This is a genomic window from Mycobacterium sp. NGS11, assembly GCF_059813315.1.
In genome coordinates this window covers 1-24,950 of the sequence record NZ_JCALEJ010000021.1, presented here as the reverse complement: position 1 = coordinate 24,950, position 24,950 = coordinate 1, and the positions used below count along the sequence as shown (strand labels likewise).

21 protein-coding genes are annotated in these 24,950 nt (G+C 67.4%); 14 read left to right on the top strand and 7 right to left on the bottom strand.

What is annotated here, in order from left to right:
• Positions 1-60 precede the first annotated feature (60 nt).
• Both AC5Y4T_RS19870 and AC5Y4T_RS19865 read left to right on the top strand, forming a co-directional pair.
• The gene (locus tag AC5Y4T_RS19870; protein WP_499949429.1) at positions 61-1,317 is read left to right on the top strand and encodes a CaiB/BaiF CoA transferase family protein; all 1,257 of its coding nucleotides are present in this window, start codon (positions 61-63) and stop codon (positions 1,315-1,317) included.
• A 260-nt stretch (positions 1,318-1,577) separates the two neighbouring features.
• Positions 1,578-1,865 carry an ANTAR domain-containing protein gene (locus tag AC5Y4T_RS19865; protein ID WP_067123258.1) on the top strand — a complete coding sequence of 96 codons (288 nt, stop codon included), beginning with the start codon at positions 1,578-1,580 and terminating at the stop codon, positions 1,863-1,865.
• A 115-nt stretch (positions 1,866-1,980) separates the two neighbouring features.
• Here AC5Y4T_RS19865 and AC5Y4T_RS19860 read toward each other — a convergent pair whose 3' ends face one another.
• On the bottom strand, positions 1,981-3,798 hold the full coding sequence (locus AC5Y4T_RS19860; RefSeq protein WP_499955066.1) for a DUF4407 domain-containing protein: 1,818 nt from the start codon (positions 3,796-3,798) through the stop codon (positions 1,981-1,983).
• A 230-nt stretch (positions 3,799-4,028) separates the two neighbouring features.
• Between AC5Y4T_RS19860 and AC5Y4T_RS19855 the strand changes: the two genes are divergently transcribed.
• Positions 4,029-4,586: a hypothetical protein gene (locus AC5Y4T_RS19855; RefSeq protein WP_499921106.1), complete on the top strand. Its 558-nt coding sequence runs from the start codon at positions 4,029-4,031 to the stop codon at positions 4,584-4,586.
• 81 nt (positions 4,587-4,667) lie between these two features.
• On the top strand, positions 4,668-5,096 hold the full coding sequence (locus AC5Y4T_RS19850; protein ID WP_499954994.1) for a type II toxin-antitoxin system Rv0910 family toxin: 429 nt from the start codon (positions 4,668-4,670) through the stop codon (positions 5,094-5,096).
• On the opposite strand, the gene AC5Y4T_RS19845 is transcribed toward AC5Y4T_RS19850, so the two are convergent.
• The 5 genes from AC5Y4T_RS19845 to malQ form a co-directional block, all read right to left on the bottom strand.
• Positions 5,093-5,380 carry a LapA family protein gene (locus tag AC5Y4T_RS19845; protein ID WP_499954992.1) on the bottom strand — a complete coding sequence of 96 codons (288 nt, stop codon included), beginning with the start codon at positions 5,378-5,380 and terminating at the stop codon, positions 5,093-5,095. The two genes, AC5Y4T_RS19850 and AC5Y4T_RS19845, sit on opposite strands and share 4 nt — an antisense overlap.
• Before the next feature lie 101 nt (positions 5,381-5,481).
• Positions 5,482-7,227, bottom strand: a complete 1,746-nt coding sequence (locus tag AC5Y4T_RS19840; protein WP_499949517.1) for a molybdopterin-dependent oxidoreductase — start codon at positions 7,225-7,227, stop codon at positions 5,482-5,484.
• Positions 7,228-7,533: 306 nt separating this feature from the next.
• Entirely contained in the window at positions 7,534-8,004 is a 471-nt protein-coding gene (locus AC5Y4T_RS19835; RefSeq protein WP_499954990.1) for a nuclear transport factor 2 family protein, read from the bottom strand.
• The gene (locus AC5Y4T_RS19830; RefSeq protein ID WP_499954988.1) at positions 8,001-8,882 is read right to left on the bottom strand and encodes an LLM class F420-dependent oxidoreductase; all 882 of its coding nucleotides are present in this window, start codon (positions 8,880-8,882) and stop codon (positions 8,001-8,003) included. Before AC5Y4T_RS19830 ends, AC5Y4T_RS19835 begins: the two co-directional genes overlap by 4 nt.
• A gap of 35 nt (positions 8,883-8,917) precedes the next feature.
• The gene (gene malQ, locus AC5Y4T_RS19825; RefSeq protein ID WP_499949436.1) at positions 8,918-11,086 is read right to left on the bottom strand and encodes a 4-alpha-glucanotransferase; all 2,169 of its coding nucleotides are present in this window, start codon (positions 11,084-11,086) and stop codon (positions 8,918-8,920) included.
• Between the two features lie 426 nt (positions 11,087-11,512).
• Between malQ and eccB the strand changes: the two genes are divergently transcribed.
• Both eccB and eccCa read left to right on the top strand, forming a co-directional pair.
• Complete coding sequence (gene eccB, locus AC5Y4T_RS19820) at positions 11,513-13,030, top strand: type VII secretion protein EccB (RefSeq protein ID WP_499921114.1); 1,518 nt, start codon at positions 11,513-11,515, stop codon at positions 13,028-13,030.
• Positions 13,027-17,193 (top strand): type VII secretion protein EccCa, encoded by a 4,167-nt coding sequence (gene eccCa, locus AC5Y4T_RS19815; protein ID WP_499949437.1) that lies wholly within the window; start codon positions 13,027-13,029, stop codon positions 17,191-17,193. The genes eccB and eccCa overlap by 4 nt, the downstream gene beginning before the upstream one ends.
• Before the next feature lie 41 nt (positions 17,194-17,234).
• On the opposite strand, the gene AC5Y4T_RS19810 is transcribed toward eccCa, so the two are convergent.
• Positions 17,235-18,398, bottom strand: a complete 1,164-nt coding sequence (locus AC5Y4T_RS19810; RefSeq protein ID WP_499954986.1) for a cytochrome P450 — start codon at positions 18,396-18,398, stop codon at positions 17,235-17,237.
• Positions 18,399-18,628: 230 nt separating this feature from the next.
• Between AC5Y4T_RS19810 and fdxE the strand changes: the two genes are divergently transcribed.
• From fdxE to AC5Y4T_RS19770, 8 genes are all read left to right on the top strand, one after another.
• Complete coding sequence (fdxE, locus tag AC5Y4T_RS19805) at positions 18,629-18,823, top strand: ferredoxin FdxE (protein ID WP_499949439.1); 195 nt, start codon at positions 18,629-18,631, stop codon at positions 18,821-18,823.
• Positions 18,824-19,064: 241 nt separating this feature from the next.
• Positions 19,065-19,241 (top strand): hypothetical protein, encoded by a 177-nt coding sequence (locus tag AC5Y4T_RS19800; protein ID WP_499954984.1) that lies wholly within the window; start codon positions 19,065-19,067, stop codon positions 19,239-19,241.
• 66 nt (positions 19,242-19,307) lie between these two features.
• Positions 19,308-20,570 carry a PPE family protein gene (locus AC5Y4T_RS19795; RefSeq protein ID WP_499954982.1) on the top strand — a complete coding sequence of 421 codons (1,263 nt, stop codon included), beginning with the start codon at positions 19,308-19,310 and terminating at the stop codon, positions 20,568-20,570.
• Positions 20,571-20,647: 77 nt separating this feature from the next.
• Entirely contained in the window at positions 20,648-20,947 is a 300-nt protein-coding gene (locus tag AC5Y4T_RS19790; RefSeq protein WP_499949443.1) for a PE family protein, read from the top strand.
• A 7-nt stretch (positions 20,948-20,954) separates the two neighbouring features.
• Positions 20,955-22,178, top strand: coding sequence for a PPE family protein (locus tag AC5Y4T_RS19785; protein WP_499954980.1), 1,224 nt, complete (start codon positions 20,955-20,957; stop codon positions 22,176-22,178).
• Between the two features lie 374 nt (positions 22,179-22,552).
• Positions 22,553-23,824, top strand: a complete 1,272-nt coding sequence (locus AC5Y4T_RS19780) for a PPE family protein (RefSeq protein WP_499954978.1) — start codon at positions 22,553-22,555, stop codon at positions 23,822-23,824.
• Between the two features lie 16 nt (positions 23,825-23,840).
• Positions 23,841-24,146 carry a hypothetical protein gene (locus AC5Y4T_RS19775; RefSeq protein WP_499954976.1) on the top strand — a complete coding sequence of 102 codons (306 nt, stop codon included), beginning with the start codon at positions 23,841-23,843 and terminating at the stop codon, positions 24,144-24,146.
• Between the two features lie 11 nt (positions 24,147-24,157).
• On the top strand, positions 24,158-24,950 hold a 793-nt coding region (locus AC5Y4T_RS19770), incomplete at its 3' end, for a PPE family protein (RefSeq protein WP_499954974.1).

Here is a 24,950-nt window from a genome sequence, read left to right as displayed (position 1 = left end):
GACCTGCAGAGGGGCTATCACTACGCCCCAGACTAGCTAGAATATCTAAAATAGCAAGGAATGGACGCGACGAGGGAGTTGGCGATGTCTGGCGGGCGCGGCGGAGTGCTTCACGGTGTCCGGGTGGTCGAATTGGCGTCCTGGACCTATGTGCCCTCTGCCGGTGCCGCCCTATCGGACTGGGGTGCCGACGTCATCAAGGTCGAAGGAGTCGCCATGGGCGATCCCGGGCGCGCGCTGGTCGTGGGCGGGTTCACCCGGCAGGCGGCCCGCCCGGATGCGGACTTCATTCTCGAGCTGGGCAACCGCGGCAAGCGCAGCATCGCCATCGACATCAAATCGGACACGGGTCGCGAGCTGTTCGGCCGGCTGTTGGCCAGTGCGGATGTGTTCTTGACCAATTGGCTGCCCGGTGCGCTCGAACGGGCCCGGCTGACGGTCGAGGACATCCGCTCGTTCAACCCGAAGATCATCATCGCGCGCGGGACAGGCCTGGGCGTCCGCGGTCCGGATCGCGATCGCGGCGGTTTCGATGCCGCGACGTACCTGGCGCGCGGTGGGGTCGCCTATACGCTCACGCCGTTCGGAAGCGAGACGCCCGCGGTACAGGGGCCCGGCTTCGGCGACTTGCAGGGCGGGGCAACGCTGGCCGGCGGGGTGTGCGCGGCACTGTTTCACCGCGAACGCACGGGCGAACCGAGCGTCGTCGACTCTTCGCTGCTGGCGCAGGCGATGTGGTCGATAGCGCCGTCGATCTCGGCTGCGGACTTCTTCGATATCGATGGGATTCCGGGCGCCCCGCCCGGCCTGGCCATCAACCCGCTCGTCAACCGGTACAAGACCAAAGACGACAGGTGGATCCAGCTGGTGTTCTTACAGCCGGACAAATTCTGGGTGGGCTTCTGCCGGCGCATGGGACTTGCGGAACTGGCCGACGACGAGCGATTCGTCCCCTCCACCAACTTGATCGCCAACGCGGCGGCGGCGACCGAGCTGCTGGCGAAGACTTTCGCGCGTCACGACCTCGCACATTGGCAGGCGGTGCTCGAGGACGAGCCCGGTGTGTGGGGCGCGCTGGCGACCCCGCGCGAAACCCTCAACGATCCACAGGTCGAACCGAACGGATACGTCGTCACCAATGTCGACGACCACGGCGAGAAGTACCGAATCGTCGCCGCGCCAGTGCAATTCAACGAGACACCACCGGCCCCCGCGCGCGCCCCGGAGCACGGGCAACACACAGAAGAAATCCTGCTGGAACTCGACATCGACTGGGACGACATCGCGAAGGCCAAGGCGGCCAAGGCAATCCTCTAGCGGGTCCGGTGCAGCTGATTGCGCTGCTTCACAGCCTTTTTCGATACCACGTGTCGCGAATTTCTTGATGAGCAACCGATTCCGAAACGGTCACGGCCGTGTCTCAATGTCAATGGTTGACTGGCACAACGCGACAGATCCGCAAATCATTGCACAGGGCGCCTTTTGGGGATTGCGGCCGCGACGAAGCGTACCGCACACATTCCTGCCGCTGTTCGGGTAGCGGTTTCGCAAGGGCGCAGCAGGAGGTATCACACAGCATGACGACGAACTGGGTCCCCGCCCAAACTTCTTGTGGCCCGAATTCCGGTCGTATTCTCGACACCGCACGGGGCATTCTCATCGGCCTGCGCCGGTGTCCTTCCGACGCCGCGTTGGACGAATTGCACAGCGCGGCGATACGGCACAAGGTTCCGGTATTCGCCATGGCATGGGCGCTGGTCCACCTGGCGGGCGACGGCGAGAAGACCCCCAGCTTCGTCGACGCGCAGTCCGCGGCCCGTCACGAGTGGGGTGCGCTGTTCAAATCCGCCGCCCTGACCTGCTGAGGGCGCCAAGACGTTGGGGCGGCCGAGCTTCGAGGGGTTGCCCGGCCGCCGCCAACTACCACATTTCCCAACCGCGTTTGGACGACAACGCCTTGGGTTTGCAGATAGCGGCAGGCTATTTCGGCGGCGGCAGCTGACGCGGGCCATCCGGCGGATCCAATTCCGGTGGCCCATCACGCTTCGTCAGCGCCCGCCGACGGCCGCCGTCACCGGATTCCACCGACAGCCGTCGAGCATCATCGGACCGCCGCGGCAAGGGTGAACCGAAATCGCGACCCGCCAGCTGCCGGTGTTCTCGACTGCCGGGTTCATGCCGCGACGAACTGACGAATTCCGTTTCCGCCGAGCTGGTTTCAGCGCTTGCGGGGCGCCCGGACAGCCGGGTGTCCGAGGCCTCCGAGCTGACCGTCACCTTTCGGGAGCGTTTGAGGGTGAACGTTATTTCCTCGGTTTCCTCGAGGACGCCTTCGAACGCCTGGCGGGCGGTGCGCAGTGGCGCAGTCGTGGTGTCGATCACCTTCGCCACGAAGGGCGGCACCAGCGGGCGAATCCAGCGGGCCGCGGCCTTGGTGGCGTCCGGGATCGACGGGATCGACGGGGCGCTCCGTTGCTCGTGGGCTTCGACCTCTCCGGCCGGCGACAGGGGAGCAGGCAGGTTGTCCGGAACATCGGGGGCGTGGGCGATGTCTGCGGCCGGTTCCGGGGCGGGCAGTCGGGTGATCGCCCGGCTGGCCGCCTCGGCTTCGGCGGCGATCGGCAGGTACACGTCGTCGGCGCTTGGTTCGAAGGCCCGGTGCGACGGCGCGTGCACCGCAACGTCCAACGCCTCGGAGACCCGGCGGCGTTGCTGCTCGCGGTCGATCTCGGTCTGCGCCTCAATGGCAAGCCGAGCCTGCGTCAGTTGATGCTCGGCCCAGAGGATTTCGGCCTCGCGGCGCACCTCGGCGCGCTTGACCGCGATGGCGGTGTCCGCCTCGAGGTCGGCGCGTTCACGCTCGGCACGCGAATTTGCACGCCGGTCGTGGGTTGTCTCACCGCGCCACAAACCCAGGATCACCGGCGTCACATAGAGCAGGACGCACAGCGCGATCGTCGCCAGCCGCAGGGTCATTGCCCCGGCGTCGGCGGAGGTGAGGTCGTTCATCGCGACCCGACGTGCGCCCAGGCCGCGACCGGCATCCGTCACGACACCGTCTTGCGCGTTGCGCAGCGTCAGCTCTTGTCGTGAAATCGTGGCTTCCAGCTCCGGTGCGCGGCTGTCGCGCGTGGCCAACGCGGTGTCCAATTCACGCTGGGCGTCCGCGAGAAGCTGGTTGGCCGTGCGGGTTTCCGGCCCGGCACCGGGATCACCGGTGATCCGGGTCTGCGGGCAGCCGGGCGTGGGATGGTATTCGCAGCGGGCGACGACCAGGGCCTTGTCCTGACGGTCATGGGCCTGCGCGACCGCGTTGTCCAGCCCCGAGCGGGCAGCCCTGGATTGCTGCAGGGACGCCGACGCCTGCGCGACGGCGGGGGCCGATTCGGCGCTGCGCAACGCTCGTTCGTCGAGGCGATGGGCTATCGAGCTGGAAAGAATGACCAGTGCCGCAAGCTCACCGACGACGACTCCTGCGGCCGCCGCCACCGCGGCGCGGCCCACGACACCGGGGCGGGTCCGTTGCGGCCCCGGGATGGTGGCACGGGCGACCGCGCCGACCAGTAGGCCGAAGACGAGGGTGAGCGGCACGACGGCCGGCAGCGGCCAGCGAGCCGACTCGCTGATCGCCAGGGCCGCGACCAGCCAGGCCAGCACCGCACCCGACAGCACGACCGCGCCGGCGACCGCGTGGGCGGACCGTTCGTGACGCTCACCCAGCTCGCGCCGGTGTCCGCCACCGAGCCAGATGAGGACCCCCGCCAGGCCCGCGCGTTGTTCAGTTACTTCCTGGGGCATGGGACTGAGAAACACCTCCACCATCAAGCCTCGCAGGCCACCGCCCGACACATCGAATCGAAGCGCCTCGTCTGTGATGCGCTTCACAAATCCGCTGGAATCGACGCAGATCGCCCCCGGACACCGATCGGGTTTGCTGATCCTTCCGGAAAGTGGATCTGACGCGCGATTCGTGCGACGCGACCAGATCAGCGGCCGTTCCGGCAGGCGACATGAGACGGTATAAGCCTATGACGAACCACGATTATGTCACCTACGAAGAGTTTGGCCGCAGGTTCTTCGAGGTCGCCGTCACTCCGGAGCGGGTCGCTGCCGCGTTCGCGGACATCGCCGGCAGCGAGTTCGCGATGGAGCCGATTGCCCAGGGGCCGGGGCGAATTGCCAAAGTCAGTGCCAACGTCAAGATCGAAGAGCCCCGGGTAACGCGCCGGCTGGGCGAGGCCATCACGTTCGTCATTCACATTCCGCTTTCGATCGATCTGCTGGTCGACCTATGGCTCGACAAGCAGCGCTTCATGGTCTCCGGTGATATTCAATTGCGCGCGACCGCGCGAGCGGCCGAACCGTTGTTGCTGATCGTCGACGTCGCCAAACCGCGGCCTTCCGATATCACCGTCAACGTCTCGTCGAAGTCGATCCGTGGCGAGGTGCTGCGAATCCTTGCCGGCGTCGACGGCGAGATCCGTCGATTCATCGCGCAATATGTCGCCACCGAGATCGACGCGCCGCAATCGCAGGCGGCGCAGATCATCGACGTGTCCCAGCAGCTGGAGCAGGCCTGGCCCTGAACGGACCGGCACAGGAGTACGTGCGGCGGCGTCGGGGTACCCAGCCAAGGTTGTGCGTTCTGATCGCCAGGGAGGAAGACGTTGGCTCGCGTAGATGTCTCGGTGTCGTCGCAGGTGGAACCGGAAGCCGCATGGAAGCTGGCGTCCGACCTGGATCGATTCGACGAGTGGATGACGATTTTTGCCGGGTGGCGGGGTCCGGTGCCCGACACGATCGAAGAGGGCACATGTGTGTCGTCGTGCGTCAAGGTCAAGGGCTTCCGCAATGTCATTCACTGGAAGGTCACCCGATACGACGAGCCCAAAGCGATCGAGTTGCAGGGCCGCGGGCGCGGCGGCATCCGCCTCACGGTGGCGATGACCGTGACCGATGATCACCCCGGCTCGACGTTTCACCTCACCGCCGACCTCGGTGGCGGGTTGCTCGGTGGGCCGGTCGGGGGCTTGGTCGCCCGCGTCCTGCGCTCCGACGTGCAGAAGTCCGTGAACAACCTCGCGGCACTGCGTTAGCCGCTGCGTCGGCGGATTCGGCGGCCGAGCACCCAGTTCCGTTCGGCATCGCGGACTCGCCTGCGGTCCATCGCAAGCCAGGACAGCCCGGCACCGAACGCGAGCATGGAGACGATGGCGGAAACAACCCCCGCGTGGGCCTCGCCGAGGGCGAAAGTGGTCACGCACACGGCGAACGCCAGTGCCGCCGCCGCGACGACGAGGAGCCCGGCTGTGCGCGCCTCGGCCGATCGGTGGACGTCGCGATCAGCGGTCCGCTCGTGGTCGACAGGGCTGTGCCTCATCGGCGTCTCCTCTGCTGTCACATCCGTTACGACCGATGTGTTGGAGCTACCCGAAAGGCCGTTGGGACAAACGACTTGGCGGAGGTGGGTGCGGCCGCGGCTCAGAGAGTTTGGTGACGCCCGAAGTACTTGTGGTCTTCGCTGTAGCCGCCATAACCGCTGCCGATGTCGTGGTAGTCGGCGACGAACTCGATGCCTTTGATCCACTTCACCAGTTTGAAGCCGTGCTGCAATTCGTTGCGCAGCCGCAGCGGTCTGCCGTGCATGTACGGGAGCTGCTGGTCGTTCATGTTGTAGGCCAGCATCGTCATGTGGTGGTCCATCTGACCGATGTGATGGGCGTTGTAGTAGATGCCGCCCGTGGCGCCCAGGCCCATCGAATAGAAGACCGCCCATTTCGCTTCGGGCAGCGGTTTGACGATGTCCATGATCGTTTTCATCTGCACGCCACCCCATTTGGCGACGCCCGACCACGCCTGGATGCAGAAGTGCTGGCTGATCTGTTCGTGGTAGGGCAGCGCCATCAGATCCTCGAGCGAGAATTCCATCGGGTGCTCGACCAGACCGTAGACCTTCAGCCGCCAGTCCTTGAAGTCGTCACGCTCGAGTTCCTTGTACTCGACGGTCTCCGGCAGGCGGCCGTTGCGCCAGTGATGCGGCGAGATGTCTTTTTCGGTGAAGGCGCCGGGCTTGGGGTCCAGCCGCTCGAGCACCCGCTGGAACGGTCCCACGAGGGCGTATCCGACGCGCTGAACCACCCGGGGGTGCTTGATGGTGAACGGAGTGGCCCACACCCAGGCAACGGCCGTCACCACCATCGCCGCCGCGAAGATCCAAAAGCCCATCCAGCCGTTGTCGTCGCGGGCGGCGAACATGTGGTTGAGGTTCTTCAGCGCGCTGGTCGCGAACACCAGCGTGACGTGCACGATGATGAAGAACAGGAAGTACACCAGCACCAGGAAGTGCAGCGAGCGGGCGTGCTGAATGCTCAACCGCTTACTGAGCCAATGGACGCGCTGCGACAGCGCGGGCGACATGCCCAGGCCGGTGATCAACGCTGCCGGCGCGGCGATGAAGACGGTGGTGAAGTACGCCAGCACCTGCATGCCGTTGTAGGCGACCCAGCCGTTATCGGCGGGCCAGTGCTCCACGGACAGGTATTGAATCGCCACCGAAAGCGCATTGGGGAACACGTCCCAGCTGGTCGGCACGATGTGCCGCCACTGCCCGGTGACGAACAACAGAACATAGAAGACCAGGCCGTTGACCAGCCACAGCACGTCCATGCCCAGATGCCACCAACGGGCCAGGCCGATGGAGTGCCGGAACCCGGGCAATCCCAACTGCGGGGGCAGGGCGACGGTGTCGGCGTTGGCGGTCCACAGCTCGTCGTCGGGCACCGGAGGCCCCACGCGCAGCCACTCGTCCTTGCCGGGGGTGGCGTTGCGGCTGAAGTACAGCCGAGGGTGGTCACACAGGATCTGGATGCCGGTCCTGATGATGAACATCATCATGAACAGGTTGAAAAAGTGCGTCCAGCCCAGCCAGGCGGGCACGCCGGGCACCTTCGCGGGGATGTCGGCGCCGGGATAACGATGAATGAATTCCTGCACCGAGGGCATGTTGTACAGCCCTTTGCCGATGGCCACCGCCGCGACCAGGACGGCAAAGCCGATGGGAATGAGCCACAGGAGGTTGAACCACTTGTCGCGGCCGACTCGCAGCTTAGGAGCGGTGGCCCGCCGGGTGAGATCGAAGCCGCCGCCGTAGTGCTCCACGTCGATGACGTCTTCGGCGGTGTGTATCTCGTTGCGGAAGTCCGGGATGGACGTCAGCGGCGTGCCCACTGCCAGGGCCGATACCGAGCCGCCCTGCGCTGCCCGCCCTCCACCGGTCCCCGCGGAATCAACGGTGTTCGTCACGCGGCCGAAATTACACGAATCGACCTGGACTAATTGGAGTAGGTCGGGAACGGGGGCCATGGTCGCGGCGCCCGTGCGGGCAGGAATGGCCAGGTAACGCGCGGCGCGCTCAGAATTCCGCGGGCCCTCGGCAGCACTAGCCGCATCTACCCCAAGAAAGCGGCGATTTGCGCCGCAGATAAGAACCGATGAGTTTTGCTGTGAGTGTGCGCATAATCTGCTGCCAACACGCTAGGCGGGGTCATGCGGCAGCAGCCGGCGCACCGGGCGGGTTTCGATGGCGTTGACCGTCAATGCCCTGCGGCTGATCCGCCAGCCCGCGTCGGCCAGCAGATACTCGTCGTCGTAGCGCAGGTGCCACGCCACGTCCACCAGCTCACCGTCGCGCTCGTTCCAGTGGTGCGCGACGGCGGCGATCCGCCCTCGGGCGGTGCCGGGTTGCGCGGCCGCGTCGTACACCTCACCGATGATCGCGTGCTCGGTGCGGGCGACCGCGGCGACGGCCGCGACCGCAACGGCGATGGGCTGGCGGCCGCGATGCGACCGGACCGGCCGCAGGTCGGCCGGCGGTGCGGGCAGCACCAGCTCTGCATCGTCAACGAAAAGCTCTGCAACGGCGGTGAATTCGCGATCATCGACGTAGGCGGCGTATCGGTGCACCAGATCGCTCAGCGCGGCGCGCTGTTCGGCCGAAAGCGTCATGAGCTCAAGGACAGCCGTTGCGCACAGGCCGACAACACGTCCTTCGCGTGCTCGATGTCGGTGGTCGGCGGCATGGCCAGCACCAGACGATCGGCGCCCTGGTCCACGAGGGCCGCCGCGCGCTCGGCATCGATCTTGGTGACCGCGTGGCCCAACGACACCTCGAGGGCCGCCGGATCACGGTCCGCCGAGGATGCCTCGTCACGCATGAGCGCGATCAGCGACGCGAGCCGGGGCCCGGTCACCCCCAGCGGTTGGAAGCCGTCGCCAAGGCGTCCGGCGCGGCGTGCGGCCGCTCGGCTGTGACCACCGATGTGAATCGGGAGATGCTCCGCCGCAACGGGTTTCGGGTAGCACATGACGTTCTCGAAGTCGAAGAACTCGCCCGCGAAGGACGCCCCGTCGGGCCGCTGCGCCCACAATTCCCGCATGACGGCCAGCTGCTCGTCCGCCCGCCGGCCCCGGCTCTCGAAGTCCACATCACAGGCGGCCAGCTCCTCCTTCAGCCAGCCCACGCCCACACATAGGCGCAGCCTGCCGCCCGACAGGGCGTCGACGGTGGCTGCCCGCTTGGCCAGCACCACCGGGTGGTGGTTGGGCAGCACCAGCACGCCGGTGGCCAGCCCAAGGCGGCTGGTGTGGCCGGCCAGAAACGCAAGCAGGTCAAGCGGATCCGGGATGGGGCAGTCCGGCGCCAGGCCGACGCGTCCCGAATTGTCGTAGGGATAGACGCTGTCGTAGCGGGTGACCAACACGGTGTGTTCCACAGCGACGATCGATTCGAATCCGCACGCTTCGAGGTGGCGCGCGAAGGCCACCATCCAGTCGGGGTCCGCGGTGACACCGTCGCCGACCGGGGCCACGACTGAGACCTTCATGGTTTTCGAAGCTAACAAGGCTCGAGCCGGGACGACTAGCGGGCCGCGCTTTCCGCGGCGACGGGCGCGATCGCCGCACGCACGGCTTCGGCGAGCGCGGCGGTGCGGCGATCGGCGAACACGTCCTCGAGCAGCACCGCGCGACCGTCGGGACCGGTCAGCGGCACCCGCCAGTTGGGGTATTCGTCGGTGGTCCCGGGCTGATTCTGGGTTCGGCGGTCACCGACGGCGTCCGTCAGCGCCACTCCCAGCAGCCGCGACGGCGTCCTGCCCAGATAGCGGTACAGCGCCACTATGACCTTTTCCGAGACCTGCTCGGGGTCGTCCTCGCCGTCACCGAGCAACCCGACGCGTCGCAGCTCGGCCATCCACGCCGCCAGCTCGGTCCGGTCGGACTCGAGCTCCTCCTCCACCGGACGTGTCAACAGACCCAGCGAATCACGCAGTCGCACATGGTCTCCCGCGAGATAGCCGGCGGACGGAGGCAGGTCGTGCGTGGTGACCGAGGACAGGCAGTACTCGCGCCAACGCTCGGCCGGAAGCGGGCCGCCGTTACCGTCGCGGTCCAACTCGAACCAGAGGATCGAGGTGCCGAGCAACCCACGCAACAACAGATAATCGCGCACCCACGGCTCCACGGTGCCGAGATCCTCGCCGACGACGACCGCGCCGGCGCGGTGCGCTTCCAGCGCGACGATGCCGATCATGGCTTCGTGGTCGTACCGGACGTAGGTGCCTTCGGTCGGCGGGCTACCCCGCGGAATCCACCACAGCCGGAACAACCCGATGATGTGGTCGATGCGCACCCCGCCGGCATGGCGCAACACCGCGCGGATCAGCGCACGAAAAGGCCGATATTCGTGCTCGTCCAACCGATCTGGGCGCCACGGCGGCTGCGACCAGTCCTGGCCCAGCTGGTTGAACTCGTCCGGCGGTGCGCCCGCGGTCACGCCCAGCGCCATCACGTCCTGCAGCGCCCAGGCGTCGGCTCCATTGGGGTGCACGCCGACGGCCAGGTCGTGCATGATGCCCAACGACATGCCCGCCCGGATCGCCTGTGACTGCGCCGCGGCAAGCTGCTCGTCGAGTTGCCACTGCAGCCAGCGATGGAAATCGACTGTGTCCGAATGCTTTTTGACGAAGTCCGCGACCCCGGACGCGTCCGGGTGCTGTAGCGCCTCGGGCCAGGAATGCCAGTCGGCGCCGTACCTTTCGGCCAGCGCGCACCAGGTGGCGAAGTCGTCGAGAGCGCGGCCCTCCCGGTCGCGAAACGCGGTGTAGGACAACTCGCGACCCGCCGACCGCGGTTCTGAGTGCAGCAGCTTGAGTGCCGCCCGCTTGGCCGCCCATGAGCTGTCGCGGTCGATGGCGTCGACGCGGGCGGCGCGCTGCTGCACCTCGGAGCGCAGCCGCCGCACCCGGCTGCGCTTGGTCAGGTCGGCGAATTCGGGGATCGCCTCGACGTGCAGATAAATCGGGTTGACGAAGCGCCGCGAGGTCGGCAGGTACGGCGACGGTTCCATCGGCTTGGTCGGGGCGGCCGCGTGCAGGGGATTGACCAAGAGATAGTCGGCGCCGTGGCGCGACGCCGACCAGACCGCCAGGTCGGTCAGATCGGTCAGATCGCCGACCCCCCACGACTGCCGTGACCGCACGCTATAGAGCTGGGCGGCCAGGCCCCACGCGCGGCGGGCGCCGAGCCGCTCCGGCAGCCCGAGCCAGTCCGGCGTCACGATCAGCGCGGTGCTGGTCTCGGTGTCGCCGGAGCGCAGGTGTACCCGGTGATAGCCCAGCGGCAGATGGGCCGGCAGCAGGAAGCTCGCCTCGCCGACCCAGCGGCCGTCGAGGTCGAACGGCGGGGTGAAGTTGTCCACCTGTTCGACGTCGGCGCGCGTAGTGCCGTCTTCGAGCTGCAACCACACCTCGGCGGGGTCGCCGTGGGTGACATGCGCCCAGAATCGGATCGGCTCGCCGGTGCGCCCGACGATGGTCGCCGGCAGCGGGCGCGCCCAGTGCGACCGCAACTTCGCGGTCAGCGCGACGTTGCGCTCCTGTTCGGTGTCGGCCGCGACGCCGAGCGAAGCCAACACGGCCTTCAACGTGGCCTCGGAAACCCGCACTCGCCGGCCGCTCCAGTCCTCGTAATCCGTCGCGATGCCGTATCTGCGGGCCAGTTCGATCAGCGACGGCGCGAGTTCAGTCATACCGCCATCTTGCTGCCAGGATTCGCGGGCCGGCGACTCGGACCCGGCGCAAGTTAGCGCATTGTTTGCTGGGCGGTGGCCTGCCATTCATCGAAGTCTTCTGCGGGCGACGGGGCTCTGCGCTCGACAGGACGAGAGGCCGCGCGGCCACTACGATGCTTCGAGGAGATGACAAGGAGCCGTGAGCTCATCCGTGGGGGAAAAGAAACTGCCAGCTCAGTGCCGTCTGGCGCGGCCACCCTCGCTGGGCTCCGGGCGCGGTGGGCGCGGCCGGATTCGGGTGCACGAAGAGATGTAGACGTGAACGGCTTTGTTGCCGCGTGGCGAGGTCCGCGCAGGTGCCTTAACGTTGTCATGTAATTCGCGCTGGATCAGTTCAGCAGGGACAAATATTCAGACGCATCAGCAGACCGGATGGTGAATTAAGTGGCGGAAGAGAGTCGCGGGCAGCGCGGGTCGGGGTACGGCCTCGGGTTGTCGACCCGGACCCAGGTGACCGGCTACCAGTTCCTTGCGCGCCGGACCGCGATGGCACTGACCCGGTGGCGCGTCCGCATGGAGGTCGAGCCGGGCCGGCGGCAGAACCTGGCCATCGTGGCATCGATCTCGGCCGCCCTGGTGATCTGCCTGGGCGCGCTGCTTTACTCCTTCATCAGCCCGGCGGGCCAGATCAACGAGTCGCCGATCATCGCCGACCGCGACTCGGGCGCGCTCTACGTCCGCGTCGGCGACAAGTTGTACCCGGCCCTGAACCTGGCGTCGGCCCGCCTCATCACGGGGCGCCCCGACAACCCCCACCTGGTCAAGGCCAACCAGATCGCCACCCTGCCGCGCGGTCCGATGGTGGGCATTCCGGGCGCGCCGTCGAGCTTTCACCCGACCAGCCCCACCGCGTCTTCCTGGTTGGTCTGCGACACCGTGGCGAATTCGACCGGCGCCGGCGCACCGTCGGGTGTAACGGTGACGGTGATCGACGGCAATCCCGATCTGAGCAACCACCGGCGGGTGCTCACCGGGTCGGACGCGGTGGTGCTGAACTACGGCGGGGACGCGTGGGTGATCCGCGACGGGCGCCGGTCACGCATCGACGGGTCGAACCGATCGGTGCTGCTGCCGCTGGGGCTCACCCCGGAGCAGGTCAGCATGGCGAAGCCGATGAGCCGCGCCCTGTACGACGCCTTGCCGGTGGGTCCGGAGCTGACGGTGCCGCAGATCCAGAATGCCGGCGCCGGGGCGTCGTTCCCGAACGCGCCCGGCCCGATCGGGACGGTGATAGTCACCCCGCAAATCAGTGGGCCGCAACAGTATTCATTGGTGTTGGCCGACGGCGTGCAGACGCTGCCGCCGCTGGTGGCCCAGATCCTGCAGAACGCCGGACCGGGCAACACCAAGCCGGTGACGGTCGAACCGTCCGCGCTGGCGAAGATGCCGGTGGTCAACAAGCTGGACCTGTCGTCCTACCCGGATGCACCGCTGAACGTGATGGACATCCGCGAGAACCCGGCGACCTGCTGGTGGTGGCAGAAGACCTCCGGTGAGAACCGGGCCCGCGTACAGGTCATCTCCGGCGCGACCATTCCGGTCGAGTCCAAGGACGTCAACAAGGTGGTGTCGCTGGTCAAGGCGGACACCACCGGACGCGAAGCGGACCAGGTCTTCTTCGGGCCCGACTACGCGAACTTCGTGGCCGTCACCGGAAACGACCCCGGCGCGAAGACGACCGAATCGCTGTGGTGGGTCACCGATGCGGGTGCGCGCTTCGGGGTCGACGACACCCGTGAGGTGCGAGAAGCGTTGGGCCTGAAGACGAAACCGGGCCTGGCGCCGTGGGTGGCGCTGCGGCTGCTCCCGCAAGGACCGACGTTGTCGCGAGCGGATGCGCTGGTGGCCCACGACACGCTACCGATGGATATGTCCCCAGGAGAGTTGGCGGTACCGAAGTGAAACGTGGATTTGCGCGGCCGACGCCGGAGAAGCCCCCGGTAATCAAGCCGGAGAACATCGTCCTTCCGACGCCGCTGAGCATCCCGCCGCCCGAAGGCAAGCCCTGGTGGCTGATCGTGGTCGGCGTCGTGGTGGTCGGCCTGCTGATCGGCATGGTCGCCATGACCTTCGCCAGCGGCTCGCACGTGTTCGGCGGCGCCGGCTCGATCTTCCCGATCTTCATGATCGGTGGCGTCGCGATGATGATGTTCGGCGGCCGATTCGGCGGCCAGCAGCAGATGAGCCGGCCCAAGCTGGACTCGATGCGCGCCCAGTTCATGCTGATGCTGGACATGCTGCGGGAGACCGCCCACGAGTCGGCCGACAGCATGGACGCGAACTACCGCTGGTTTCACCCGGCTCCCACCACGCTGGCCGCCGCGGTCGGATCGTCGCGGATGTGGGAACGCAAGCCCGACGGCAAAGACTTGAACTTCGGCGTGGTCCGCGTCGGCGTCGGTATGACGCGTCCCGAGGTGACCTGGGGCGAGCCCCAGAACATGCCGACCGACATCGAGCTCGAGCCGGTGACCGGTAAGGCGCTCCAGGAGTTTGGTCGTTATCAGAGCGTCGTGTACAACCTGCCGAAGATGATCTCGGTGCTGGTCGAGCCCTGGTACTCGCTGGTCGGAGATCGCGAGCAGGCGGCGGGACTGATGCGGGCGATCATCTGCCAGCTGGCGTTCTCGCACGGGCCCGACCACATGCGCATGATCGTGGTGAGTTCGAACCTGGACGACTGGGACTGGGTGAAGTGGCTGCCGCACTTCGGGGACCCCCGCCGCCAGGACGCCGCGGGCAACGCGCGGATGGTCTACAGCTCGGTGCGCGAGTTCGCCGCCGAGCAGGCCGAATTGTTCGCCGGCCGTGGCTCTTTCACGCCCCGGCACGCCAGTTCGTCGGCCCAGACCCCGACGCCGCACACCGTGATCATCGCCGATGTCGTTGACCCGCAATGGGAGTACGTGATCAGCGGCGAAGGCGTCGACGGCGTGACGTTCTTCGACCTCACCGGTTCGGCGATGTGGACCGCCGTCCCGGAGCGGACGCTGCGGTTCGACAAGAAGGGTGTGATCGAGGCGCTGCCCCGCGATCGCGACACCTGGATGGTCATCGACGAGAAGCCGTGGTTCTTCGCCCTCACCGACCACATCAGCATCGTCGAGGCCGAGGAGTTCTCGCAGAAGCTGGCGCGCTGGCGGCTCGCCGAGGCGTACGAGGAGATCGGCCAGCGGGTGGCGCACATCGGCGCCCGAGACATCATGGCCTACTACGGAATTGACGATCCGGGCCGCATCGACTTCGAGGCGCTGTGGGGTAGCCGCAACGACTCGATGGGCAGGTCGCGGTTGCGGGCGCCGTTCGGTGTTCGCTCCGACAACGGCGAGCTGCTGTTCTTGGACATGAAGTCGCTGGACGAAGGCGGTGACGGTCCGCACGGCGTCATGTCCGGTACGACGGGTTCGGGTAAATCGACCCTGGTGCGGACGGTGATCGAATCGCTGATGCTCAGCCACCCGCCCGAAGAGCTGCAGTTCGTGCTGGCCGACCTCAAGGGTGGGTCGGCCGTCAAGCCGTTCGCCGGGGTGCCGCACGTGTCCCGGATCATCACCGACCTGGAGGAAGACCAGGCGTTGATGGAGCGCTTCCTGGACGCGCTGTGGGGTGAGATCGCCCGCCGTAAGGCGATCTGCGACAGCGCCGGTGTCGACGACGCCAAGGAATACAACTCGGTGCGCAGCCGGATGCGGGCGCGCGGCCAGGACATGGCCCCGCTGCCGATGCTGGTGGTCGTCATCGACGAGTTCTACGAGTGGTTCCGCATCATGCCGACGGCGGTCGACGTCCTCGACTCGATCGGCCGTCAGGGCCGCGCGTACTGGATCCACCTGATGATGGCGTCGCAGACCATCGAAAGCCGCGCCGAAAAGCTCATGGAGAACATGGGTTACCGGTTGGTGCTGAAGGCGCGCACCGCCGGTGCGGCGCAGGCGGCGGGCGTGCCGAACGCGGTCAACCTGCCCGCCCAGGCCGGTCTGGGCTACTTCCGCCGCAGCCTGGAAGACATCACCCGGTTCCAGGCCGAATTCCTCTGGCGCGACTACTTTCCGCGCGGCCTCACCGACGACGGAGAGGAAGCGCCGGCGCTGGTGCACAGCATCGACTACATCCGTCCGCAACTGTTCACCAACTCGTTCACCCCGCTGGAAGTCAGCGTCGGGGGACCGGACCTCACCGCCCCGGCGATCCCCGCCGACGGCGACGCGCTGCCGATCGAGGCGGCCGAGGACGACGACTCCGAAGGGATCCGTACACCCAAGGTCGGTACGGTCATCATCGACCAGCTGCGCAAGATCGACTTCGAGCCGTACCGGCTGTGGCAGCCGCCGCTGAGCCAGCCCGTCGCCATCGACGAACTGGTGAACCGGTTCCTCGGGCGCCCCTGGCAGCAGGACTACGGCACCGCCCTGGACCTCGTCTTCCCGATCGGCATCATCGACCGTCCCTTCAAGCACGACCAGCCGCCGTGGACGGTCGACACCTCGGGGCCCGGTGCCAACGTGCTGATTCTGGGTGCCGGCGGTTCCGGCAAGACCACCGCGCTGCAGACGCTGATCTGTTCGGCGGCGCTGACCCACACTCCCGAGCAGATCCAGTTCTACTGCCTGGCCTACAGCAGCACCGCGCTGACCACGGTCGCCCACCTGCCCCACGTCGGTGAGGTGGCCGGCCCGACCGACCCCTACGGCGTCCGCCGCACGGTGGCCGAGCTGCTGGCCCTGGTGCGGGAGCGCAAGCGCAGCTTCCTCGAGTACGGGATCGCCTCGATGGAGGTGTTCCGCCGGCGCAAATTCGGCAACGAGCCGGGTCCGGTGCCCAACGACGGGTTCGGCGATGTCTACCTGGTTGTCGACAACTACCGGGCGCTGGCCGAGGAAAACGAGGTGCTGATCGAGCAGGTGAACGTGATCATCAACCAGGGCCCCTCGTTCGGGGTGCACGTGGTGGTCACCGCCGATCGCGAGTCGGAGCTGCGGCCACCGGTGCGCAGCGGTTTCGGCTCCCGGGTCGAGTTGCGGCTGGCCGCCGTGGAAGACGCCAAGCTGGTGCGGTCCCGGTTCGCCAAGGACGTTCCGGTCAAGCCGGGGCGCGGCATGGTCGCGGTCAACTATGTCCGCCTCGACGCCGACCCGCAATCCGGTCTGCACACCCTCGTGGCGCGTCCCGCGCTGGCCGCCACGCCTGACAACCGGTTCGAATCCGACAGCGTCGCGGAAGCCGTCAGCCGGATCACGAGCGGCCATGCTCCGCCGGTGCGCCGGCTGCCGGCGAGGTTCGGGGTGGAACAGCTTCGCGAGCTCGCCGCGCAGGACACCCGCCAGGGCGTCGGCGCGGGCGGAATCGCTTGGGCCATCTCGGAATTGGACTTGTCACCCGTCTACCTCAACTTCGCCGAGAACGCGCATCTGATGGTGACCGGGCGTCGCGAATGTGGGCGGACTACAACACTGGCCACGATCATGTCCGAGATCGGGCGACTGTACGCGCCCGGGGCGACCAGCGCACCGACGCCGCCGGCCGGGCAGCCTTCGGCCCAGGTGTGGCTGGTGGACCCGCGTCGTCAGCTGCTGACCACGCTTGGCTCCGACTACGTGGAGAAGTTCGCCTACAACCTCGATGGCGTGCAGGCGATGATGGGCGAACTGGCCGCCGTCCTGGCCGGCCGCGAGCCGCCGCCGGGGCTGTCCGCCGAGGAGTTGTTGGCGCGGAACTGGTGGAGCGGGCCGGAGATCTTCTTGATCGTCGACGACATCCAGCAGCTGCCGGCCGGTTTCGACTCGCCGCTGCACAAGGCCGCGCCCTGGGTGACCCGGGCCGCCGACGTCGGCCTGCACGTGATCGTCACGCGCACGTTCGGTGGCTGGTCTTCGGCCGGCAGCGACCCGATGTTGCGGGCGCTGGCGCAGGCGAACGCACCGCTGCTGGTGATGGACGCCGACCCCGACGAGGGATTCATCCGCGGCAAGATGAAGGGCGGTCCGCTGCCTCGAGGCCGCGGCCTGCTGATGGCAGAGGACACCGGCGTGTTCGTTCAGGTCGCGGCGACCGAACTGCGCAAGTAGGGCTGGAGCCGCTGCGCGGGGCGGCCGGGTGGGACCGAGGTTCAGCCCCAGCGCAGCGGCAATTCCTTGAGCGCGAAACTCTTTGACGGGTAATTGATCACGGGGGAGTAGTCCTCCGGCAGCTCGAAATCCGGGATCTGGGTCAGCCATTCCGCGACGACCACAGTCAGCTCGATGCGGGCCAGATGGGAACCCAGGCAACGGTGCGGCCCACCGCCAAACCCCCAGTGCCGGTGGACCTTTCCGTCCATGTTGAGTTCGTTGGTGGACATTGGGTCGCTGTCGTCACGGTTGACCGCGGCCATGCACAGCCGCACCGGGGTGCCCGGCGGCAGCGTCATGCCGCCGACCTCGACGAAGTCGGTGGTTATCCGCGGCGCCACCGGCGCCGACGGTTCGAGCCGGACGATCTCCTCGATGAAAACCCTGATCTGCTTCGGGTTGTCGCGCAGCTCGTTGCGCAGCCGCGGTCGGCGCGCCAATTCGTACAACGAGAATCCGATGGCCGCGGTCACCGTGTCCAGGCCCGCCAGGATGAGCAGGTGACTCATGCCCAGCAGTTCGAGGTCGGTGAAGTCGCCCTTGCCGGTCATGACTTGCGACAGCATGTCCGACCCCGGGTTATGCCGGCGCTGGGCGATGGCATCGGCCAGGTACGCCAGCAGTTGCTCGGACTTCTCGATGTCGGTCCGGGTGATGAACGGTTTGTCGCTGACGACCGCGTCTTTCCAATCGATGAGGCGGTCACGATCTTCCAGTGGCAGACCGTAGAGGTCCAGGAACACCTGGAACGGGTAGAGGTGGGCGAAGTCCGCCATCACTTCACACCCGCCGCGGCCGGCCAGCGCCGCGATCATGTCACTGGCGTGGCGCACCAGCACCGGACGGGACTTGCTCAGCGCGTGCGGGCTGAAGTACGGCTGCAGGAGTTGGCGGTAGCGGGTGTGTTGCGGTGGATCAAAAGCCAATGGCAGCACGGGGAGTGGGTGGCCGGGGGGCTGCAGCACCGTCGATGAGAAGACCTTGGTGTTGCGCAGCGCGGCCAGCACATCTTCGCGCCGGGTTATGTAGTAGTGGCCGTTCATGAACACCACCGGTCCGGCATCGCGCAGCGTCTTCCACCCGAGACCCCGGTCGGCGGTCATCGGTAGCGTCGCGAAATCGAGCCGGGGTAGGTAGAACGAGCCTTGCTGGCCATCGCTCATGCGTTTCGGTCTCCGGTTGTCTGTCGCACGTCGTCGATACCAACAGTGGGCGGCGCATCAATATTGCATGCGCGGCAACGAAACACGCTCCCTGCGCCCGCGCTAATCCCGGGCTCCCGGTGCCGGTGAGCGGTTCGCGAGCATTCTGGACACTTTACCGACCGACTAATCTGGCTACCGAACCGTGAAGCCGTCTACGGCCTGGCCGGGCCGCCTAGGGAGGAAGCCTCGTGAGGGTTCGTCTGGACCAGTCGAAGTGTGTGGGCCACGCGCAGTGCTACGCCGTCGACCCAGACCTTTTTCCCATCGACGAGTCGGGCTATTCGATCCTCGAGGAGCATGAGGTCCGGCCCGAGGACGAGCAAGCCACCCGTGACGGGGTCGCGTCGTGTCCCGAAATGGCGCTGGTGCTCGAAGAGGACTGACGGCGGCCTGGCGGCACTACCGCAGCTTGCGGAAAGCAAACGGTTAGTGAACATTTCGTTGCCCTTCATGAACTCCCGCCGACCGGGAATGAACAGTGGCTGGCCATTGATCAACAGGTGGCTTCGGGGTGTCGGTGTTTGCCCCCTAACGAACTAATCTCAGTGCCGGGCGGCAGTTCGGGCACTACGAGAGCTGTCGCTCGGTTGCTGATAGCGGGAGATTAGCCGGGGCAGGGAGTGCATGTCGTTTCCGACCAGACGTCCGAAAAGCGCGGTGGCAGAACGCCTTTACGGACACAGCCAACTGGTCAACATGCGCCCGCCGGCCCGGCTGATGGGGTTGCGGGGTGAAGAGGCTCCGCTGGTGGACTCCCGTGGGCGCGGCAGCCAACCGGTGGCGTCGTCGACAGAGCCGTGACCACAGCCACCACTGATACCTGTGTGACAGCCGAGATCGCGTTTCCGGCCGACTGAGGAGGACACGGTGTTTGACTTCGCGGCGTTACCGCCCGAAATCAATTCCGGTCGCATGTACGCGGGTCCGGGGTCGGGGCCAATGATGGCCGCGTCCGCCGCCTGGGATGAGATTGCTGCGGAATTGGGTGTCGCGGCCAGCAGCTACGGCTCGGTCGTCACCGAGCTCACCAGCGGGCCATGGGTGGGGCCGGCATCGATGTCGATGGTTTCGGCGATCACTCCCTACGTGAGCTGGCTGAGCACGATGGCCACTCAGGCCGAGGAGACGGCCGGGCAGGGGCGGGCCGCCGCGGCGGCATTCGAGGCGGCGTTCGCGATGACGGTGCCGCCGCCGGTGATCGCGGCCAATCGAGTGTTGCTGGCGACGCTGGTGGCGACGAACTTCTTTGGGCAGAACACCCCGGCGATCGCGGCCACCGAGGCGCAGTACATGGAGATGTGGGCACAAGACGCCGCCGCGATGACCGGCTACGCCGCATCGTCGGCCACCGCGTCGGTGCTGCCTCCGGTGACGACGCCGCCCAACACCAGCACCCCGGAAGCGCTCGCCAACCAGGCCGCCGCCGTCGAGCAGGCCACCGCCGAGCCGGCGGGCAACACCGCACAGACCACAGCCAACGCCACCTCGCAATTGGCGTCGTCACAAGGGTTGTCGCTCAGCACAACTCAAGCCGTGCAGGCACCCACGGCCGCGGCGAACGCATCGGATCCGCTTACCAGCGCAATCCAGAACTTCCTCCAGTCCGGACTGCCCACGCCGGACAACAACTACCTAGGGTTGACCCCCACCTTCTACGACACGATCTTCAAACGGATGACGGGTCTGGGTTACTTCTCGAACGGTCTGGCGCAGTTCAGTTCGTCGATCGCCCAGCAGTTGACCTTCGGTCCGGGTGGTAGCACGGCCGGTGCAAGCGGTGCCTGGTATCCGACGCCGCAGTTCGCCAGCTTGGGTCTGGGCAACCTCGGCGGCGGGGTCGGCAACGTGGGTGCGGTCTCCGCGGGCGCCGGGCAGGCCGCGCGGGTGGGGATGCTCTCGGTGCCCCAGCACTGGGCGACGCTGACCTCGGCGGTCAGCCCGGCCGCGGTCGCCGAGGAGGCCACCCCCGTCCAGGCCGTCGGCGCGATGGGAGCCCCCGGGTCGCCGGCCAATGGTCTGCTGCGGGGGATGCCGGTCGGCGGCATGGGACGGCGCGGCGCGGCCGCCGGCTACGTCAACAAATACGGGTTCCGCTACAGCGTGCTGACCCGCCCGCCATCGGCCGGATAACGGAGAGCCCAGATGAACCCACTCACGAGCCAGCCCCGGAACGTCGCCGGGTCGGATGTAAGGGAAGAAGGATCTAGATGTCGTTTGTGACCACGCAGCCGGAGGCGCTGGCAGCGGCAGCTGGCAACCTCCAAACAATCGGCTCCACGCTGAGCGCCCAGAACGCCGCGGCGGCGGCCCCAACGACGGGGCTGGTGCCGGCTGCCGCCGATGAGGTGTCGGCGCTGACGGCGGCGCAGTTCGCTGCCCACGCGCAGATGTACCAGGCCGTCAGCGCTCAGGCTGCGGCGATCCACGAAATGTTCGTCAACACCCTGAGCACAAGCTCCGGGTCGTACGCGTTGACTGAGGCGGCCAACGCCGTCGCGGCTGGTTAAGGAGTCGATGATGTTGGATTACGGGATGTTTCCGCCGGAGTTCAATTCGGCGCGGATTTATTCGGGTCCGGGGTCGGGTTCGTTCGTGGCCGCGGCGTCGGCGTGGAATGCGATCGCCGCGGAGCTGCAATCGGCCGCGCTGAGTTATCAGACGGTGGTCACGCAGCTGTCCAGTGAGGAGTGGACGGGAACCGCCTCGGCAGCAATGGCTCAGGCGGCGACTCCGTACGCGGAGTGGCTGAGCAGCACGGCGGCTCAGGCTGAGTTGACGGCCACCCAGGCGCAGGCGGCGGCGGCCGCCTATGAGACGGCACTCGCGTCGTCGGTGGCGCCACCGCTGATCGCGGCAAACCGGATGCAGTCGCAGCAGCTGCAGATGACCAATGTCCTCGGGCAGAACACCCCGCTGATCATGCAGTTGGAGGCGCAGTACGGCGAGTTTTGGGCCCAGGACGCCGCCGCGATGTCGACCTACGCGGCTCAGTCGACCACGCTCACCAAGAGCATGGCCAACATTGCGCCCGCTCCGAAGGTCACCAACGAGGCGGGCACGGCCAACCAGGCCAATGCGGTGACCAACGCCGCGGCGAACTCGACGGCGGGCAACACATCGAAGGTCGTGAGCAATGCGGCGACGAACGCCACGAACGCGACGACCAACGCGACCACCCAGGCCACTCAGGCGGCCACGGACCCGTTGACCGAGCTCTGGTTCCTGTTGACCGGTCAGACCGTCTTCCCCACCAACCTGGGAACGGCGGTCAACGGCTACGCCCCGTTTGCGGGTTTGTTCTACAACACCGAGGGTCTGCCGTACTTCAGCATCGGTATGGGCAACAACTTCGTGCAGATCGCCAAGTCGCTGGGTGTGATCGGCGGCGCGGCTCCGGCCGCGGCCAAGGCCCTGCCCGGACTCGGCGGCCTGGGCGGCATGCTCGGCGGGGGCGCCGCGGCCGCCCACCCAGTGGCCGCGCTGGGCAGCGCGGCCTCCGTGGGCGGCAAGCTGTCCGTGCCGGTGGCGTGGTCGGGTGGCCCGACCGCAGCCGCCCCGACGTTGGGCCGTGCCATCCCGGTCAGCAGCATCAGCGCCGCCCCGGAAGCCGCGGGCGGACCGGGCAACCTGCTGGGTGGGATGCCGCTGGCCGGCGCCGGCGCCGCGGGCCACGGAGTCGCCGGGCCCAAATACGGCTTCCGGCCCACCGTCATGGCCCGACCACCCTTCGCCGGATAGTCCCCGCCGGAGCGCAACGTCAGGTGGTCTTTATCTGCGGCCGGATTTTTATCCCCAGCTGGGGTTTTCGCGTCGTTGCCGTCGAGCCGGCACGGCGCGCGATCCCGGGGTAGTGCCCGGGCGACGGACGGCCCCGCCAGGGCATTCCCGCAGGTGGTGGCCGTGGCGACGCCAACCCGTCCGGCGTCTTCCAATCGCGCCGCTGGGCCGGAATCCCGCTGCCGAGATCGGCGCCACCGGACCGTCGGCCGTATCGCGAGGCGGCGACGGGCCGGTGCGGCCACTTAGCCTTTGGCAAGCAAATTCGTCAAGGCCATCGCTGAAAGATCACCTGCGAGGGGATGCATGTCGTTCGAGCCCGGTGCTTGGTAGCCATGGACTTCGGGGCATTACCGCCGGAGGTCAACTCCGGTCGCATGTACGCGGGTCCGGGGTCGGGTCCGATCATGGCCGCGGCGGCGGCGTGGGACGGACTCGGTGCGGAGCTGGGCTCGGCGGCCAGCGGCTACACATCGGTGATTTCGGAGCTGACCAACGCGCCCTGGGTGGGTCCGGCGTCGACGGCGATGTTGTCGGCGGTCACGCCCTACGTGAGTTGGCTCAGCGTGTTGGGCGCGCAGGCTGAGGAGACCGCAGGGCAGGCGCGGGCGGCCGCGGCGGCCTACGAGACGGCGTTCGCGATGACGGTGCCGCCGCCGGTCATCGCAGCCAACCGGGTTTTGCTGGCGACCCTGGTGGCGACGAACTTCTTCGGACAGAACACCCCGGCGATCGCGGCCACCGAGGCGCAGTACATGGAGATGTGGGCACAAGATGCCGCCGCCATGTACGGCTACGCCGCATCGTCGGCGACCGCGTCGGTGCTGGCTCCGTTCCCAGCGCCGCCCAATACCACCGCCCCGGAAGCGGTTTCCAACCAGGCCGACGCCGTCGCACGGGCCGTCGCCGAGCCGGCGGGCAACAGCGCGCAGAGCACCGCCAATGCCACCTCGCAACTGGCGACCCCACAAGTGTTGTCCGCCACAACATCTCAGGCGGTGACCCAGGCGTCGACCACGGCCGCCACCGAGCCGGGGCCGTTCACTTGGCTGGACAACCTCATCCAAGGATTTTTGACTTCCGGGCTGCCCACCCCGACCAATAACTACCTGGGGCTGACTCCCAGCGTCTTCGACACGATCCTCAAACGGATGACGGGTCTGGGTTACTTCTCGAACGGTCTGGCGAGCTTCAGTTCGTCGATCGCGCAGCAGTTGACGTTCGGTCCGGGTGGTAGCACCGCGGGTGCCAGCGGTGCCTGGTTCCCGACGCCGCAGTTCGCCAGCTTGGGACTGGGCAACCTCGGCGGCGGGGTCGGGCACGTGGGTGCGGTCTCCGCGGGTGCCGGGCAGGCCGCGCGGGTGGGGATGCTCTCGGTGCCCCAGCACTGGGCGACGCTGACCTCGGCGGTCAGCCCGGCCGCGGTCGCCGAGGAGGCCGCCCCCGTCCAGGCCGTCGGCGCGACGGGAGCCCCCGGGTCGCCGGCCAATGGCCTGCTGCGGGGGATGCCGGTCGGCGGCATGGGACGGCGCGGCGCCGCCGCCGGCTACGTCAACAAATACGGGTTCCGCTACAGCGTGCTGACCCGCCCGCCATCGGCCGGATAGCAGGCGGAATCCGACGATGTACGTCCTGACCTTTATCCGCGGCCGGATTTTTTCCCAGGCCTCGACAGATGTGCGCCCGGCTACGCCGCAATCGCACCGCGCCGGACGCGATCAGAAGATGCTCAGTACTGGCCATTTCGGCAGCTCACACCTACGATTCGGGCCGGGCTGCGGGCGACCGGCCGAGGCCGGGCGACCGGTTCCGATTCCCGATGCGCAGGCGCGCCGAATGGCCGATCCTGCACCGACCGCCGTGGCGGTGGTCACCAGCGCATTAACGTCTTTTAGTACTCGACTCGTCGATTCGAAAATCACAGGTTAAGGGGCAGATTCGTGGTGGATTATGGGGCGTTCCCGCCGGAGTTCAATTCGGCGCGGATCTACTCGGGTCCGGGGTCGGGTTCATTCGTGGCTGCGGCATCGGCCTGGAGCGCGCTGGCGGCCGAACTCAACTCGGCCGCGCTGAGCTATGACAACGTCATCACCGCGCTGAACAGCGAGGAGTGGCTGGGCACCGCCTCCACGGCGATGGCACAGGCGGCCCAACCATACGTGGACTGGCTGACCACTACCGCCGCCCAGGCGGAGGAGGCCGCCACGCAGGCGCGTTCGGCCGCGGCGGCCTACGAAACCGCGCTCGCCTCCTCGGTGCCGCCCCCGCTGATCGCGGCGAACCGCACCCAGGTGACCCAGCTGCAGGCGACCAACGTCCTCGGGCAGAACACGCCGCTGATCGCCCAGTTGGAAGCGCAGTACGGCGAGTACTGGGCTCAGGACGCCGCAGCGATGTACAGCTACGCCGGGCAATCGGCGACCGCGACCAAGCAGACGCCGTTCCAGAAGGCGCCCGAGGTCACCAACCAGTCCGGGGAGGCCAATCAGGCCAATGCGGTCAGCAACGCGACGGCGAATTCGACGGCGACCAACACGTCGAAGACCCTGCAGTCGCTGGCGCAGCCCGCGGCGACCACGACCACCAACGCGACCACCCAGGCCACCACGGCCACGGATCCGTTGTCCGAGATCTGGTTTTTGTTGACCGGGCAGACCACGTTTCCCACCAACCTCGGGACGCTCGTCAACGGCTACAGCCCGTTTGCGGGTTTGTTCTACAACACCGAGGGTT